This is a genomic window from Luteolibacter luteus (assembly GCF_012913485.1).
In the GTDB taxonomy this organism is placed as follows: Bacteria; Verrucomicrobiota; Verrucomicrobiia; order Verrucomicrobiales; family Akkermansiaceae; genus Haloferula; species Haloferula lutea.
In genome coordinates this window covers 4116070-4132345 of sequence record NZ_CP051774.1, presented here as the reverse complement: position 1 = coordinate 4132345, position 16276 = coordinate 4116070, and the positions used below count along the sequence as shown (strand labels likewise).

Sequence of the window (16276 nt, the reverse complement as noted above, 5' to 3'; positions counted from 1 at the left end):
GTATGCGGGTTAGAATCTTGTTATTTGAAAGGAATCACCTTCTCGGAACCCGGGACACCGGTTTTGAAACCGTTGTAGTGGATCGGATCCCACTTCGCCAAACCGATCAGGACGACCATGAAGAAGGCGCCCAGCAGACCAAAGCCGAAGAGCCAGTAGATCAGGCGCTTCTCGTGGTTAAGGTGCATGAAAATCAGCGCCACCAAGGAAGCCTTCACCGTCGCGATGCAGAGGCCAAGGGTCATGTCCCAGACATCGAAGCCGTGATGGCCGATGTCCAAGGCAGGAACGGTTGCAACGAGCACGGTGGCCACAGTGCCTGCAAACAGGATCGCCCCGATGAAGAGGTAGAGCCGGGTGGCCTTCTTGATTGCTTCTGGAGAATCAGCCATGGAGTGAAATCAGATAATTTGAAGGGGATTTCCGTCCGGTAATTTACATCAAATACAGGATCGGGAACAGGAAGATCCAGACGAGGTCAACGAAGTGCCAGAAAAGGCCGCCGACTTCCACCCGGTTGGCGAGCCACTCGGGGTTACTGAGATACATCTTCTTGCCGCAGAACAGGTAGTAAGCCAGCACCAGCGCGCCGCCGATCACGTGAAGGCCATGGAGACCCGTCATCGTGAAGTAGATGGCATAGTAGGTGTTCCAAGCCGGTGCGAACTTCGAAGCGAATTGAACCTGCTCGCGCGGGATCGAAACATGCGCCGGGAAGGTATGCTTCTCAGACCGTCCGACATAGTCCGGACCGAAGAACTGTTCCTTGAGAGCGATCTTGGCGGTTCCCGTTTCCACACCTTCCGCCTTGGCAGCGAAGGCCTGCCAACCGATGCGGTAGCGCTCGGTTTCGGTCGGGACGCGGTTTGGCTTGCCGGTCTTCTTGTCGACGCCATAGCCATCGATCAGCTTCTTCTCAAGCTTGGCGATCTCGCCCTTGTGCCATTCCCAAGCTTCGCGGAGCTCTGGGTTCTCCTTGAGCAGCCAGGAATTCTCGATCGCGACTTCGGGATCGATCCCCTTTTCCTCGGCCTTCATGGCCGTGTGGCGGAAGTCGATGGCATCCACGTAGTGGAACATCATCGGGCTCTCGATCATCTTGCCGGTGAGGGCGGTGCCGTCGCGGAGCGTGCCGGCATCTTCCTTGATGTCGCGGGGCTTGAAGCGGAAGACCGTGGCCGGCTCCACCTTGAAAGGAATCGCAGGCTGCTCCGGCATCAGCGTGAGCGCGGCAGTATCAACCGAAACGTTCGGCGAAAGCTGGCGGTCATCCTTGCCTGGATTTGCCTTCTTGGCCTTGGTCCAGTTGTCGCGGAGGTTCTCGGTGCGCTCGGAAGCGTTGTGCTTGCGGGCGGCAAGGTGTGCTTCCTTGATCGATTCCAGAAGCTTCACATCAAGCGGCGTGCCTGCTTCGAAGGTGACCTTCTTGCCCGGTGCGGTTTCGAGCTCGAGCTTGGAGGCCAGCGTCACCGCGGCGCTCTTCTCCTTCGCGCGGGACATGATCTCCTCCACCCATGCTTCGTGAAAGCGGACGGTGTTGAAAGCGATCTGGGAGGTCTCGTAGTTGATGACGTTCTCCTCGAACTTCTTGCCGTTGTGGTCGCGTTCGAAGTCCTCTTCCTTCGGCTCGTGGCCGTGCTCGACATGTACGCCATCCTTCAGCTCGTAGCCAAGGTGGCCTTCCACGACAGCGTAGTCCTTCAAACGGACGGCCTGGTGATGGAACTTCACGTTGTACTCGATGCCCTTGAGCACCATGAAGACCATGGAGCACAGGACCGTGAAGGCCATGTAGATCTGGAACTTGCCCCACTGGCGCATCTTCAGCGAAGCCCAAGCGAACACCACGGTCACCGACGAGGCGATGAGCACGAAGGTATTGATCAGGCCCGGCAGCACCGGAAGCGTGCGCTCCGGCCATGGGAAGTCCGCGCCGAGGCGCAGGAAGATGTAGGCGGAGAAGAAACCGCCGAAGAGCATGACTTCCGACGCAAGGAACAACCAGATGGCAATCTTCGAGTTGAAGAGGCCCGTGTCCTTGCGAGGGGTGACGATGTAAGGAATTTCCATGGGGAAAAATTCAGGAGTCCGGCTTCAGGGAGGCGCCAATCAGTGAGCGGCGGGGGTGGCGGGCTTCTCAGCCGGGGATTCGGAATCGCGCTTCGGCTCGATCCATTGCGGGAGGTAGTCCTCATCGCAATCCGGGCGGCTGTATTCATACGGGCCGCGGTAAACCGCAGGCTCGGTCAGGAAGTTCCCGTGGCCCGGAGGGGTCGGCGTGGCCCACTCCAGCGTGGTGGCGTTGTAAGGATTGTCGTTCTCCACCTTGCGGCCGAACTTGATGGAACCAAAGAGGTTCAAGACGAAGGGAATCTGGGCGAGTGCCATGATCCAAGCGCCCCAAGACATCAGGATGTTCAGGTCGATGTGCTGGGCCACGGTCTGGCCGAAGACGTTGGCCGAACCTTCAGCAGCGAAGTAGGCGTCACCACCGTTATACCAGCGGCGGTGGAAGCCGGACATGCCCTGCATGAGCATCGGAAAGAAGATCAGGTTCATGCAGATCAGGCTGGGCCAGAAGTGCGCATGAGCCAGGAAGTTGCTCATGTGGCGGCCCGTGATCTTCGGATACCAGTGATACACACCCGCGAAGAGGCCGAACAGGATGCCCGGTGCCACCACGTAGTGGAAGTGGCCGATCACGTAGTAGGTGTCGTGGAGGTGGAGGTCCACCAGGTTGAAGGCCAGCGGCAAGCCCGTCAGACCACCGATACCGAACATCGGCAGGAAGGCGCAGGCCCAGATCATCGCCGGGGTGAAACGGATCGAACCGCCCCACAGCGAGATGATCATGGAAGTGAGCAGGATCACCGACGGAATCGAAATCAGCACCGTGGTGGTCTGGAAGAAGGTCGAAACGACCGGACCCATGCCAGTGAGATACATGTGGTGCGCCCACACGATGAAGGACAGGAAGCCCAGCACCATCACGCCATAGACCATCGCCTTGTAACCCCACAGTGGGCGGCGGGTGTTCACCGGGATGATTTCAGCGACGCAGGCAATCGCGGGAAGAAGGAGCACGTACACCTCCGGGTGACCGAGGAACCAGAAGAGGTGTTGGAACAGCAGCGGAGAACCACCACCGGAAAGATCAGCCAGACCTTCGCTCTTCGAGAAGAGACCGGACGGCATGAAGAAGGACGAGTGCGTGACGCGGTCCATCAGCTGCATGATGCCAGCGGCTTCCAGCGGAGGGAAGGCGAGCAGGAGCAGGAAGCCGGTCACGAGCATCGCCCAGACGAAGAAGGGCATGCGCATCCAGGTCATCCCGCGGGCGCGCAGGTTGATGATCGTGGTGATGAAGTTCACCGAGCCAAGCAGCGACGAGGAAATCAGCAGCACAAGGCCGACCAGCCACTGCGTCTGGCCCGCCAACCACTGGTTGACGATCTGGCCGTCAGCGAAACCGGCGAGCGGGGAGTAGTTCGTCCAGCCGGACTTGGCGGCACCGGACTCCATGAAGAAGGAAGCGCACATCACCAGGCCACCCAGCAGGTAGAGCCAGTAGCTGGTCATGTTCAGCTTCGGGAACGCCATATCGACCGCACCGATCTGCAGCGGGGTCACGTAGTTGCCGAAGGCACCAAAGCCGAGGGGCACGATGCCAAGGAACACCATGATCGTGCCGTGCATGGCACCGAACATGTTGTAAGTCTCACCCGTCACCTTGCCGTCCTGCAGCCAGCGGGCCTTCCAGTTGTCCGTGAAAAGCCAGCTCATCCACTCCGGCAGCGGCTGATGCGGATAGGCGATGCTCCAGCGCATCACCATCATCAGGTAGAAGCCGAAGGCCAAGAAGGCCATTGCGGTCAGGCCATACTGGATACCGATGACCTTGTGGTCCGTGGAGAAGACGTACTTCTGTAGGAACCCCGGGTCGTGGTGATGGTGGTCGTCGTGACCGTGATGGTCAGCAGATGCGGCGTGGGCGCTCATGCGTTAGGAAAAGTTTGGGGACCGGAGTTACTGGGCGGCCGCTGGTTCGAGAGTCTTGGGATCGAGCATCGTCTTCGGATCGAGGACGTCGCCCGGAAGGTTCTTGGAGTGATCGGCGGTGAGTTCGTCACCCGTCACCGGAGCGCCGACCTTGGCGCGCTTGCCTGAAATTTCGAGGGCGGCGACACCCATCTGCTTGGTCACCACGTCCCCGGTCTTCGTGCCGAAGTTGTTGCGGACGTAGGTCATCAGGCAGGCGAGGTCCTCGGCGCTCATGCCGGCACCTTGCGCGGGCATCACCCCGAAGGTCTTGCCGGTGGAAGTCGGCCCGGTAAGACCGTTGAGAATCACCATCGCGAAGCGCTCGGTCTCGCCGTGTACCCACTTGGAGTCCGCCAGCGAAGGATAATTTGCACCGTCACCCTTGCCGTCCGGGCCATGGCAGCCGGAGCACTTGCTGTAAATCTTCGCGCCCTTCGCCATGTAGGCATCAAGGGCAGTCTTCGGCGGAATGGCATCACCTTCGCCGTCATCCGGGATCATCCGCACGTAGCCGGACTTCACGGTGTCCTTGTAGGAGAAAAGCGTGCCCGCATTTCCCAAGGTCCAGCCGGCGGCCAGCACGGGAATGAAGCAGAGCGCCGTCACCCACAGCGAAACCGGCTCGGCGCCGTTCTCCGTGAGCTTGTTCTCGCGGGAGGCGGCAGCCGCTCCGCGGACGACACGCTCGTGGGTCGCGGTGACGTTCACCGATTCCTCGAGGTCGGGCTTGGTAGGATCGATCATCGGAAAAGGGAAATTCAGTCGGTTAGCCTTGCGGGGCGGCAGCGGCGGGTTTCGCTTCAGCCGGTTTGGTAGCCGGCGCGTGGCTGATGGAAGCCGGGACAGTGTCGTCGCGCTTCAGGGAGAGGAGATATTCCACCAAGGCGAGGGCTTCGTGGCTCGGCACGATCGCCTCCCCCTCGGGTGCCTGCACCGGCAGCGCGTTGGCAGGAGCCTGACCTTGCACCTTCACCTCGTCGAAAAGGAAGCGGAAGGACGGGCAGGTCGAAGTCGGGCGCTCCGGATTCGCACGCGGGTCGTAGAGATGCATCAGCAACCAAGCTTCCGGATCCGCATCCTTGGCATAGATCGCTTCGACGCGGCGGCCGACATTGGAAAGATCAGGACCCAAGCGGTTCAGACCGATCTGGGCGAATTTTTCGCCGGTGTAGTCGAAGATGTTCGACTCGCGGCGGGTGTCGCCACGCGCCTCGTCGGTCTTCAGACCAGCCCAATCCGGACGGCCGAGGTCATTGCCGGCATAGGTCGGGCGGATCAGCTGGGTGTGGCAGTGATAGCAGCCGTTCGCCGAGTATACCTCGGCGCCGTTGATCACGCGACCCGCCCGCTTCGGATGGTAGATGCCCTCCTTGCCGTCCTTCGTTTCATCAAAGGAGACCGGCTTCGGAGTGCGCATCAGGAAGAAGGGCACGATCACCACGGCCAGCCAGGCAGCGCCGAAGGTGGTAGTGAGACCGAATGCGAATGAGCGGAAGGTCATGGAGTCAGGAAATTGCTAATGACTAAGCACTAATGCCGGAAACAGGAGTCTTAGTGAGAGTGGGCAGTGGCGGAACCCGGGCCGCCGTTGTCGATGTCGCCTTCAGGGCCGTGGATCGCATCGTGCATCTCGTCGTCGTGGTGCACACCCAGCAGCGTCGGGTGCGAGCTGCGGCGACCGAGGCGCAGCCACATCAGGGTGAGATGGAAGAAGAAGAAGACGTTCGAGAAGAGCAGGAAGCACCAGGCAAGCGTCGTTGCCACCGCGTAAGGATAGGCACGGGTCATTGCATCTTCGAAGGGCTGCTTGAAGGCTTCGAGACCAATGCCCTGCATCGCGCCGCCGAAGAGAGCCACCAGCACCACAAGCGCTACTCCGTAAACGGAGAGGAAGAAGTGCATCTTGATCAAGCGGCTGGAAAGCCACTCGCGGCGCGTGATGCGCGGCACCACGAAGTAGATCATGCCGAAGGCGATGAAGCTGAAGAACGCGTAGAGCACCAAGAGATCGAAACCGTAGCCAGCCATCGAGAATTGGGTGCCGGGCAGGATCGCCGGGTTGTTCAGGAACACACAGGCGATCGCAACCACCAGCAGGCAGATCACACCGGCAACCGTGAAGCGCAGCGTCGGGCTGTTCACCACCGTGTCCGGAGCGCCGGCTGCGGTCTTGAGCAGGTTCACACCGACGGCAATGGCCGGAACCGCGATCAGGATCGTCGCGGCTGCGCCGAGATAAGGCAGGAAGTTCGGGATCGGAGCACCGGTCAGCTTCTGCATGCCGGCCCAAGGACCGAGGATGGCGAGCGACCAGAAGCCGAGCATCGAAAGCGAGTAGCTGTAGACCGGGCGGCCCGTGACCTTCGGGATCAAGTAGTAGGCCGCGGCGATACCGGTCGGAAGGAAGAACAGGAAGATGAGCGCGGAGCGATACCAGGCATTGATCGCAGCATCCATCACCGGGTTACCGGAGAAGCCGTGGATCATGATGTGCGCCGTGGCGAAAACCCATGGGAACCAGATCAGCGCGGCAAGGATGTACCACTGGGAGATGAAAACGTGACCGGCAGGGCGAACCTTGAACTGCACCATCGACCACAGGGCGATCAGGAAATAGGAGGCCAGCATCGGCACCCAAGCGAATACCGGGAATTCCATCCACGGCATGCCCGTGCCCTTGCCCGCGAGAATCGCGAAGATCCCCAGCGAAACGGCCAAGTTCCACACGTGACCTGCCACCAGGATGAGACCGGCAGCACGACATTCTTGGCGGGAAAGACGCGCCATCAGCCATACGAGCGAACCAAAGGCAGCTTGGCACCCCCAGCCATAGACCAGAGCGCTGATGTGTGCGGATTGCACGCGGCCGTAGGTCAGGAAGGCGCAGCCATCAAGGAAGCCGGGGCTATGGACCTTTGCCGAGGAAATGATCCCGAGCAAGATCGCCACGGCGAGCCATGCGGCACCGCTGGTGAAGAAGAACATCACCGGGTGGCGCAGCGAGACGTCGATCTCCGCGCGGCGGATCGCATCATTCACCGGAGTCTGGGATGAGGCAGTGGACATTGGAAATTCGTGTGGGAGATCAGTGCTTGATCAGGTCGGCCTCGGTGAGCACAGCCTTGCCAATTTCAGAGCGGAGCATCTTGACCTGCTCGGGAAGAACCGGACCAGCCTTGTTACCAAAGCTGTTGCGCACGTAAGTCAGCACGTTGGCGATGTAGGCGTCATCCTGAGCGGCGATCACGGGCATCATCGGTGCCGGGAAATTCATCTCCTTGTCGCCCACGTGGATCGGACCGGTCAGGCCGCGGAACTGGATGCGGATCAAGTTCGAAACCGGACCAGCGACCGTCGGGTTGTTCGCAAGCGGAGGACCCACAGGACCACCTTCGCCATTCGCGCCATGGCAAGCCATGCAGATCATGAAAGCGGCTTTACCAGCTTCCATCGCAGCAGGATCGACCGGGGTATCCGCAGCCGGAGTAAGCTTGTCGACCGCTCCGTAGTCCGCATCGCCACCGGTTTTGACAGCAGAGCCGCCTGGGATGATCTGCGTGTCCTGTTTCACCGCTTCCGGCTTTCCAGCCAACAGAGTTTCGCCCACGTGCTTGAAAACCACCGTCGGCGGCACCTGTACGACCTTGCCCTTCTCCACTTCCTTGTAGCCAAGGCCGGCCGCTTGGGCAGCATCGACGGTCGTGCGCATTTCGTAACGCTTGGCTGCCGCAGCTTCTTCAAGCGGGTTCGACTCCTCCGTGTCGCTCGTAAAGAGCTTGGTCACGAGAAGCAGCACGCCGAAGAGCGAGAACACGCCGAGCGCCCACCAGAAGGCGGTGAACCGGACGAAGGGATTGTCGCTGGATGAGGACATTGAAGAAAGGGGATCGGAGGCCGGAGGACTCAGTTCGAAACGTTGGCGGACTCGAGGATGCGCGGGTCGCGGTGCGGGTAGGTCGCGGTCTGCGTCAGGGCGCGCAGGTAGAAGAACACGAAGCCGGAGCCGACGGTGAGGAAGGCGAGGATGTCACCCCAGAAGGCACCCGGGATGGAAGTGGTCACGCCCTTGTAGTCCGGGATCAAGTTCATCAGGGACACCGAGCGCTCCGGGATCACGATGATGTAGTAGTCCAGGATGTGCATCAGCAGGGTGTAGACACACACGATGCTAAGCAGCTTCGGGTTCTTCTTGAGCCAAGCTTGAAGCAGGATCACGAAGGGGAAAACGAAGTGGCCGAAGACCAAGAACACGCTCGCCGTATTCCAACCGCCGGTGTTGCGGATCAGGTACCACGAAGTTTCTTCCGTGATGTTCGCATACCAGATCAGGAAGAACTGGGAGAAAGCGATGTAGGCCCAGAAGATCGTGAAGGCGAGCAGCAGCTTGCCCATGATGTGGAAGTGCTCGGGACCGACGACGCGCTTCAGGTAGCCGCCCTTTTGCATCAGGGTCGCGGTGATGATGATGACCGCCATCGAGTTCAGCGCGGCACCGGCGAAGAGGTAGACACCCCACATCGTGGAGAACCAGTCGAACTTCATGCCCTGCAGCAGGTCGATACCGGCGAAGGTGATCGTGATCGCGAAAATGATCAGCGTGTAGGTCGAGTGGAAGCGGGCCTTGAAGAGATTCTTCGTGGTCGGGTTCGGATCAGTGTCCTGGGCAACCGAGAAGCCACGCAGGGTTTTGATCACCAGGCCGAGGCCGAGGAAGTAGAAAACGAAACGGCAATACCAAGCCACTTGGTTCATGTACCACTGCTTGTTCACCAGCAATCCCTGATGATCCGCCTCCAAGGCGTCCTTCATCGAGGGGCTACCGTAGAAACCGCCCAAGAAACCTTGGAAGATGCTTGCGTGATGAGTCTCTGCGGCGGCACGGTGGATGTTCATCCACTCATAGAGCCACTTCTGTACGCCGGGAACCGCAAGCGGGATCGCGAAGATCGCCATCCACGGGAACACCGCTCCGAGATTCTCCATGACGCGGCGGACCGAAGTCCCCCACCCCGAGTTGGAGACGTTGTGAAGCAGGGTCCAGAAGCAACCGCCGACCGCCAGCGTGAAGAAGAAGAAGAAGGCAAACAGCCAGGAGTAGGCATAGCTACCCGCCACCTTGTCCGGAGAGAAGAACAAGAGGTAGGCGCTCACCAAGCCAAGCAGGCCCGCGGCACCGCCCGCGATACGCTTGACCGAATCAAGCTTGGAGCTGGAGATCCGCTCGCCGTCGACCGGGATGTCGGCTGATGTTACGAAGTCGTGTGCCATTTCGGTGGGAAAACGATGCGAGATTAGTGGGCGGCAGGAGCAGCAGCGGCGGAGGCAGTAGCCTTGTCGTAGGCGTCCTTCACAAGGTCATAAGGAGCCTTGCGGGCGAATTGCAGGGCGCGGATGTAAGCGATGATCGCCCAGCGGTCGCGCAGGTTCACGTTGTGCTTGTAGGCACCCATGTTGCCCTTGCCGTCGGAGATCACGGAGAAGAGACGACCGTCCGGATAGGCAGCTTGGCCGTAGGTGTCCTGGGTCAGGTTGGCGATGCCCGGAACGCCGTAGTGGCTGGTCATGCCGAGGCCATCAGCGGACTTGCCGTGGCAGATGGCGCAGTTGACGTTGAAGACTTCTTCACCGCGCTTGAGGAAGGCACCCACGTTTTCCGCGGTGAGACCCAGTTCCTCAGGCATACCGTTGGCATAGTAGCCATCGATACCGCCGGTAGCGTAGTAGCCGGTGCCACCGCCGAATTCAGGCTCGGGGATGCCGCCGATCACGGATGCGCCTTCCGCGTTGAAACCGAGTGCCTGGGTGCCGTGCACCGGTTGGCGCGCACCTTGGCCATCCGAGAAGAAGGCATCGGGCTTCTGCGGCTTCAGCTTGTCCTGCTCATCCATGTCCGGGAACAGGCGGATCGGCGCGTCCGGAGACTTGCCGCCCCGCATCGGCATCAGGCCGATGAAAAGAGCTGCGATGATCGCGTAGGCGAGGAAGAAGTATTTCACGGGTTAAATCGGAAATTGGAAATCTGGGAATCGAGGTCCGGACAATCAGTCCTCTTCTTCGACGAGTTCGATGCTTTTGCCGCCGATGTCCTCAAGGAACTGGCGGGTGCCATCCGGGCTGAATTTCGGGTCGCGGGCTTCCACGGCGATGAAGAAGGCATCATCGGTGGCGCGGTGGAACTGACGGCTGGCGAAAAGCGGGTGGTTCAAGCGTGGCAGCTTCATCAGTGCGAGCAGGCCGAAGAGCGTGGTGAAGCCCGAGAACAAGATCGTCAGCTCGAACATGATCGGGAAGAAGGCGGGCACCGTGAAGATGTTCGCCGGCTTCGCCTGCACCACCGTCGGGTAAATTTCGACCTGCGTGATGTAGGCCAGACCGAAGCCGGTGGCAGTGCCCAGCATGCCGCCGAAGAACACGAACCACGGCAGGATCGAGCGCTTCATGCCCATCGCGGCATCAAGTCCGTGGACCGGATAAGGCGTGTGGCAATCCCACTTGCGGAAGCCGGCGTCGCGCACCTTCTCGGCCGCCTTGTAGAGGGCGGAGGCGCTTCCGAATTCGGCGAGGTAGCCGTAAACGCGTTTGCGGGTGGTACTCACTGTCTGTGTTCGAAGTGAAAAGTTCCGGAGAGAGGGCGATGGATCAGTTATCGGGACCGACGATGGCCTTGCCGTGCAGCTCGCGCTGATAGGCGGGGATGCGTTCGACACCGTGGTCGGGGTGATCGTGGTGATCGTCGTGGTGCGGGTCGGACTCCAGCAGGGTCCACTTCACTTCCGCAATGTTGATGCAGGGCAGGAAACGCAGGAAGAGGAGGAACAGAGCCAGGAACATGCCGATGGTGCCGATGAAGAGCGCCATTTCCACGTAGCTCGGGCTGTAGGTCTTCCAGTCGCCCGGCAGGAACATGCGGGCCAGCGTGGTCACGATGATGACAAAGCGCTCGAACCACATGCCGATGTTCACGGCCATTGCCACGCCCATGACCACCCAGAGGTTTTCACGGCAGGCCTTCCACCAGAAGAGCTGCGGGGAAAGCACGTTGCAGGACATCATCGCCAGGTAGGCCCACCAGTAAGGACCGGTGATGCGGAACTTGAAGGCGTCCATTTCATACTTCGCGCCGGAGTAGTAGGCCACGAAGAGCTCCATCAGGTAGGCGTAGCCGACGATCGTGCCGGTCAGCAGGATGATCTTCGCCATGTTGTCGATGTGCTTCATCGTGATCACATCGTGCAAGCCGTAGAGCTGGCGGGCCGGGACCATGATGGTAAGCACCATCGCGAAGCCACCGAAGATGGCGCCTGCGACGAAGTAGGGCGGGAAGATCGTGGTGTGCCAACCGGGGACGATCGAGGTGGCGAAGTCGAAGGACACGACCGAGTGCACGGAAAGCACGAGCGGGGTCGAAAGGGCGGCCAGAAGGAGGTAGGCCATTTCGTAGTGGCTCCACTGGCGGTTACCACCACGCCAGCCGAGGGAGAAGATGCCGTAGAGCATCTTGCGCAGGCCGGGCTTGCAGCGGTCGCGGATGGTCGCGAGGTCCGGCACCATGCCGAGGTACCAGAAGATCAGCGAGATCGTGAAGTAGGTCGAAACGGCGAACACGTCCCACAGCAGCGGCGACTTGAAGTTCTGCCAGATCGCGTTGGCGTTCGGAATCGGAGCCAGGAACCAAGCCATCCAGACACGGCCGACGTGGAATGCCGGGAAAATGCCGGCGCACATCACCGCGAAGATCGTCATGGCTTCCGCCGCGCGGTTGATCGAAGTTCGCCAGTTCTGGCGCGTCAGGAAGAGCACCGCGGAGATCAGCGTTCCGGCGTGGCCGATACCGATCCAGAACACGAAGTTCGTGATGTCCCAACCCCAGAAGACGCGGTTGGTCATACCCCACACACCCACACCCGTGGAAACGAGGTAGGTCAGGCCCAGGCCAACGCCGACCATCGCGATCAGGGCGGAGGGCAGGAAGAGCAACCACCAGAGGAAAGGCTGGCGATTCTCCAGCACTCCGCAGATGCGCTCGGTGATCCAGTGGTAGGATCGGCCGTTCAGGATGAGCTTCTCGCGCTCCAGAACCGGAAGCTTCGGTCCTTGGCGAGTCTGGCTCGGGGCATGTTCGGTGGCGGTGGCCATGGAATTGGGAAATGAACTAATGACTAAGCTCTAAAGGGAAACACGCAGGATCAGTGCATGTGGATGGTGGCCTTGCCGACCCACTTGGCGTCGGGCATTGCCGGATTCGGATTCTTCACCCGCGCGAGGTAGCTCGTGCGCGGCTTCGTGCCGATGTAGTTGAGCAGGTCGTAATTACGCTCGCTGCCCTTCGCGCGGACCATCACCGACTTGTCTCCGTCGAGAAGGTTGCCGAATTCGATGCCGCCTGCGGGGCAGGCTTCCTGGCAAGCGACCTTCACGGAATCCACCGCGATGCGGAGGGTGTTGGTGGTCACTTCGGAATCGGCGGAAGGCTTGCCGGCCAGCAGGGCTTCCTGCTTCTGGCCGCGCTTCTGGCGGATCTTGGCGTCCTTCAGGCGCTGCACGCAGTAGGTGCACTTTTCCATCACGCCGCGCATGCGGACCGAGACGTTCGGGTTGCGCTGGAGGTGCGGCGCGGTGCCCACTTGCTTCTCGCCGAAGGGACCCTTGTAGAGGTTGTGGGCGACGAGCGGGTTGCGCTTGTTGTAATCGAAGAAGTTGAAACGGCGGGCCTTATACGGGCAGTTGTTCGCGCAGTAGCGCGTGCCGATGCAGCGGTTGTAGGCCATCGCGTTGAGGCCGTCTTCCGTGTGAACCGTGGCGTTGACCGGACAAACGGTTTCGCAGGGAGCGCTTTCGCACTGCACGCAGGCCACCGGTTGCGGAACGAGCGTCGGGCTGCCGGGGTCGAAGGTGTTCTCGCTGTCGATCGCGTAGTAGCGGTCCATGCGGATCCAGTGCATTTCACGGCCCTTGGCGAGCTGTTCCTTGCCGACGATCGGGATGTTGTTCTCGGCCTGACAAGCCACGAGACAGGCATTGCAGCCCATACAGGCGGAGAGGTCGATGGTCATGCCCCACTGGTGGAGCGGATCGCTGAGGAGCGCTTGACCCTTCTTGTTCTCCTGCTTGTAGAGAGAAATGTTCGGCGGCGCGTGGCCGTCGTTGCCCTGCTTGGCGACGTTGTGAAGCTGCTCGTCGAAGTTGCCCTTCTTCTCGTCGGTCATCGTCGAGATTTCGCGGGCCAACGCGCGGCCATACATTCCGAAGTGCTCCTGAACGAGGGCCACCGGGTAGCGCTTGCCGGTCTTCACCACGGTCGCTCCGCTGGCGAAGTAGGAAGTCGCTGCCGTGCGCAGCGGATAGGCATTGAATCCGGAGTTCACACCCACTTGGCCAACGTGATCGGCCGGGGTCTTGCCGCTGGCGTTGCGGTTGAACTTGTCTTCCTTGTCGAAACCTTGGCCGTAGCCCAGCGGGATCACGATCGTGTTCTCCGCTTGGCCGAAGGCAATCATCACCGGAAGCTCCAGCTCTGCGCCGTTCACCGAGACCTTGATCATCGGAGCCGTGCGCTTGCCACCTTCGTCATCGCCTTCCGGCGCGCGCGAGGCACGTTCGGTCTCGAGCTTCACGATGTCCTGATAAACACCGAGGTTCTTGGCGGTTTCCGGCGCGATCAGCGCGGCATTGTCCCAGGAAAGTTTCGAAACCGGATCGGGTGCTTCCTGCAGCCAGCCGTTGTCGATCCAGCGGCCGTCGTAAACCGAACCGTCCGTGACGAATACCACTTCCACACCGCTTGCAGCGGCAGGAGCCGCCACCGGGGCAGCGGGAACCGTGGCTTCGACCACTTCGTAGGAAGTGCCAGCGTGATAACCGTCGCGCAGAAGCTTCTTCCAAGGCTCGATGCCCTTGCCACCAACGATCTCGAAGGTCGCCCGGACCGCATCATAGGCAGGCGAAGGCTTGCCGTCGGAGGTTTCGCCGGTGACCAGCTTACCATCCGCGGTAAGCAAGGCGGCCAAAATTTCCAACTCGCTGGCACACTCGTTGTAGAGCGGAAGGATCATCGGCTGCACGATGGTGTAGACACCATTGATCGTGCGGGCGTCCGACCAGCTTTCGAGGTAGTGCGTGGCCGGCACGTGCCAGGTAGAGGCATGGGCGGTGGCATCGGTGCGGGGACCGAGGTGAATCACCGTCTTTGCCTTGGCCAGTGCCTCCGGAAACTTGGAATCGGCCGGGGCGTCGAACACCGGGTTGGCCGGCGTGAGAAGGAAGAGCGTATCGATGGCGCCGCCATTGAGGTCGGCGGTCAGAGCAGTGAAGTCGCCAAGGCCTTGGGCTTCCGTGCGCACCACCTTGAGCGGCTTGCCTTCGCCAATGTTGCCGAGCTTCTCGTTGATCGCGAGCGCCAGCACCTGGACAGCTTCCGGCAGACGAGATCCGGCGAGCACCAGCGACTTGCCGCCGGAGGCCTGAAGATCTGCCACCACCGCATTGACCCATTGGAGATGCTTCTCATCGGTCACCGCTTCGATGTTCGAAGCCTGGCCGACACCGAGGCCGCGGGCGATCTGCGCCGCGATCTTCAACACCAGGCTCGGAGCCACGCGCAGGCGGTGATCCGCCATGCCGCCGGTCATCGAGAAGGTGCTCTCGACCACGTAGAGGCGGTTCATCGAAGCCGGATCCGCCTTCTTGTCATAGCCCGCGCCTTCCGGCTTGCGGCGATTGAAGAAGGAAGCGGTCGGGCCGTGGCCGTCGAGGCAGAGGAAATCACTGTCCAGCGAAAGGATACGGTCGGCGACAGCATAGTCGGCCGCCAGCTTGTTGCCGGCGCCAAGCACCTTGGCCGCATTCCCTTCGAGAGCTTCGTAAGCGTAGAACTTCGCGCCGGAATACTTGGCGGCGAGCTCCTTCACGAGGCGCGAACGCGTCGGGGAATCGTCATTGCCGAAGACAAAGCCCACCTTGGCAGAACCATCGGCGGCCAGACCGGCCAGCACCTTTTCGAACTCGGCGCGGCTCGAGGCCTTCGCGTTGTTCAGCACCTTGCGGGAACGCGAAGGCGAATAGAGATCGAGGATCGAAGCCTGCACGAAGGCATCCGTGCCGGTCATGTCCGGGTGGAGCATGTTCGGCGCGACCTTCGTCGGGCGGCCTTCGAAAGTCGTCACCACCAGCGGCGCGGCACCACCGGAGCGCGGCATGCTGGAAGCATAGTAGGTCGCCTTGCCCGGGATCACCCACTCCGGTGCCTTGTTGTAAGGCACGATGTAGCTTTCCGGCCGGCGGCAAGCGGCCATGCCGAAACCGGCGAGGGCGGTCGATGCGCCCATCAGCTTCAGGAAGGAACGGCGGGACACCTCGGCGTCCTCCTCGTTCTCCATTTCAGCCACACCCTGCGGGAACTCGCGCTCCATCCAGGAACGGAACTCAGGGGTGTCCTCAAGCTGGCCGACGCCACGCCAAGAGACGGTGGTTTCACCGGCGGGGACTTCGGGATGTTGCCAGATGCGTTTGCTCATGGGCGAAGGGGCGCGAACGGAAAATTCGGGAAAAGGAAACGGGAAACGGCGAAACTCAATGGTGGCAGGTAGCGCAGGACTCCTTGGCTTGGATCTGCCAGTGCTCCTTCAGCTTCAGACCGAGATCCTCGGTCGTCTTGACCCCCAGCTTCGACATCAGCTCGGCATTTTCCGGAGCGGCGATGTACTTCGCGGGGTCATACTTGAGATTGTAGACTTCTTCCAAGGGGCGGAGGTGCTTCTCCGGCGCACGGTGGCACTCGAGGCACCAGCCCATCGACAGGCTGTTCTCCTGGTAGACCACTTCCATCTGGTCCACTTGGCCGTGGCAGCTCTGGCAAGAGATGCCGCGGTTCACGTGCGCGGAGTGGTTGAAGTAAACGTAGTCGGGCGTCTTGTGGATCCGGACCCACTCGATCGGCTTGCCGAAATCGGGGTGCTTCAACGTCGGATCCATGCGATCACGTAGTGGCTGGAGCTTGGGGCTCTCCTTCTGCACGTGCTGGTGACAATTCCAGCAGGTGTTGTTCGACGGGACGTTCGAGGTGCCGGACACGTCCACGAAGGAGTGGCAGTAACGGCAATCCAGACCGAGCTGGTCCACGTGAATTTTGTGTGAAAACGGAATCGGCTGCGAAGGCTGATAGCCCTCCACAAGCGTCTTAGGCGTAGCGTAATACGTAAACGCCAACACAACCCCACCGGCAACCGCGCCTGCACAT

At 60.9% G+C, this 16276-nt stretch carries 13 protein-coding genes; all 13 read right to left on the bottom strand.

Annotated features, from left to right (window positions below):
* Window positions 1–20: 20 nt before the first annotated feature.
* The 13 genes from HHL09_RS17055 to HHL09_RS16990 are packed head-to-tail and all read right to left on the bottom strand — an operon-like array spanning window position 21 to window position 16158.
* Complete coding sequence (locus tag HHL09_RS17055) at window positions 21–392, bottom strand: cytochrome C oxidase subunit IV family protein (protein ID WP_169455821.1); 372 nt, start codon at window positions 390–392, stop codon at window positions 21–23.
* 43 nt (window positions 393–435) lie between these two features.
* Window positions 436–2070: a cytochrome c oxidase subunit 3 gene (locus HHL09_RS26570; protein ID WP_240963649.1), complete on the bottom strand. Its 1635-nt coding sequence runs from the start codon at window positions 2068–2070 to the stop codon at window positions 436–438.
* 39 nt (window positions 2071–2109) lie between these two features.
* A complete protein-coding gene (locus HHL09_RS17040) occupies window positions 2110–3999 on the bottom strand; it encodes a cytochrome c oxidase subunit I (RefSeq protein WP_169455820.1) in 1890 nt (629 codons plus the stop codon).
* A gap of 27 nt (window positions 4000–4026) precedes the next feature.
* Window positions 4027–4785 carry a c-type cytochrome gene (locus tag HHL09_RS17035; protein WP_169455819.1) on the bottom strand — a complete coding sequence of 253 codons (759 nt, stop codon included), beginning with the start codon at window positions 4783–4785 and terminating at the stop codon, window positions 4027–4029.
* 22 nt (window positions 4786–4807) lie between these two features.
* Window positions 4808–5542 (bottom strand): cytochrome c family protein, encoded by a 735-nt coding sequence (locus HHL09_RS17030; RefSeq protein WP_169455818.1) that lies wholly within the window; start codon window positions 5540–5542, stop codon window positions 4808–4810.
* A gap of 50 nt (window positions 5543–5592) precedes the next feature.
* The gene (locus HHL09_RS17025) at window positions 5593–7107 is read right to left on the bottom strand and encodes a cbb3-type cytochrome c oxidase subunit I (RefSeq protein ID WP_169455817.1); all 1515 of its coding nucleotides are present in this window, start codon (window positions 7105–7107) and stop codon (window positions 5593–5595) included.
* Between the two features lie 19 nt (window positions 7108–7126).
* The gene (locus tag HHL09_RS17020; RefSeq protein WP_169455816.1) at window positions 7127–7915 is read right to left on the bottom strand and encodes a c-type cytochrome; all 789 of its coding nucleotides are present in this window, start codon (window positions 7913–7915) and stop codon (window positions 7127–7129) included.
* A gap of 29 nt (window positions 7916–7944) precedes the next feature.
* Window positions 7945–9309 carry a hypothetical protein gene (locus tag HHL09_RS17015; protein ID WP_169455815.1) on the bottom strand — a complete coding sequence of 455 codons (1365 nt, stop codon included), beginning with the start codon at window positions 9307–9309 and terminating at the stop codon, window positions 7945–7947.
* 23 nt (window positions 9310–9332) lie between these two features.
* A complete protein-coding gene (locus HHL09_RS17010) occupies window positions 9333–10037 on the bottom strand; it encodes a c-type cytochrome (RefSeq protein ID WP_169455814.1) in 705 nt (234 codons plus the stop codon).
* 45 nt (window positions 10038–10082) lie between these two features.
* Window positions 10083–10637, bottom strand: coding sequence for a DUF3341 domain-containing protein (locus HHL09_RS17005; RefSeq protein WP_169455813.1), 555 nt, complete (start codon window positions 10635–10637; stop codon window positions 10083–10085).
* Window positions 10638–10680: 43 nt separating this feature from the next.
* Window positions 10681–12177 carry an NrfD/PsrC family molybdoenzyme membrane anchor subunit gene (gene nrfD / locus HHL09_RS17000; protein ID WP_169455812.1) on the bottom strand — a complete coding sequence of 499 codons (1497 nt, stop codon included), beginning with the start codon at window positions 12175–12177 and terminating at the stop codon, window positions 10681–10683.
* A 50-nt stretch (window positions 12178–12227) separates the two neighbouring features.
* Window positions 12228–15554, bottom strand: coding sequence for a TAT-variant-translocated molybdopterin oxidoreductase (locus HHL09_RS16995; RefSeq protein ID WP_169455811.1), 3327 nt, complete (start codon window positions 15552–15554; stop codon window positions 12228–12230).
* A 55-nt stretch (window positions 15555–15609) separates the two neighbouring features.
* Window positions 15610–16158: a cytochrome c3 family protein gene (locus tag HHL09_RS16990; RefSeq protein ID WP_240963648.1), complete on the bottom strand. Its 549-nt coding sequence runs from the start codon at window positions 16156–16158 to the stop codon at window positions 15610–15612.
* Window positions 16159–16276: the final 118 nt, after the last annotated feature.

Excerpts from the sequence above, each read along its gene's own strand:
- HHL09_RS17055 (WP_169455821.1), bottom strand. The coding sequence starts at position 392 with ATGGCTGATTCTCCAGAAGCAATCAAGAAGGCCACCCGGCTCTACCTC.
- HHL09_RS26570 (WP_240963649.1), bottom strand. The coding sequence starts at position 2,070 with ATGGAAATTCCTTACATCGTCACCCCTCGCAAGGACACGGGCCTCTTC.
- HHL09_RS17040 (WP_169455820.1), bottom strand. The coding sequence starts at position 3,999 with ATGAGCGCCCACGCCGCATCTGCTGACCATCACGGTCACGACGACCAC.
- HHL09_RS17035 (WP_169455819.1), bottom strand. The coding sequence starts at position 4,785 with ATGATCGATCCTACCAAGCCCGACCTCGAGGAATCGGTGAACGTCACC.
- HHL09_RS17030 (WP_169455818.1), bottom strand. The coding sequence starts at position 5,542 with ATGACCTTCCGCTCATTCGCATTCGGTCTCACTACCACCTTCGGCGCT.
- HHL09_RS17025 (WP_169455817.1), bottom strand. The coding sequence starts at position 7,107 with ATGTCCACTGCCTCATCCCAGACTCCGGTGAATGATGCGATCCGCCGC.
- HHL09_RS17020 (WP_169455816.1), bottom strand. The coding sequence starts at position 7,915 with ATGTCCTCATCCAGCGACAATCCCTTCGTCCGGTTCACCGCCTTCTGG.
- HHL09_RS17015 (WP_169455815.1), bottom strand. The coding sequence starts at position 9,309 with ATGGCACACGACTTCGTAACATCAGCCGACATCCCGGTCGACGGCGAG.
- nrfD (WP_169455812.1), bottom strand. The coding sequence starts at position 12,177 with ATGGCCACCGCCACCGAACATGCCCCGAGCCAGACTCGCCAAGGACCG.
- HHL09_RS16995 (WP_169455811.1), bottom strand. The coding sequence starts at position 15,554 with ATGAGCAAACGCATCTGGCAACATCCCGAAGTCCCCGCCGGTGAAACC.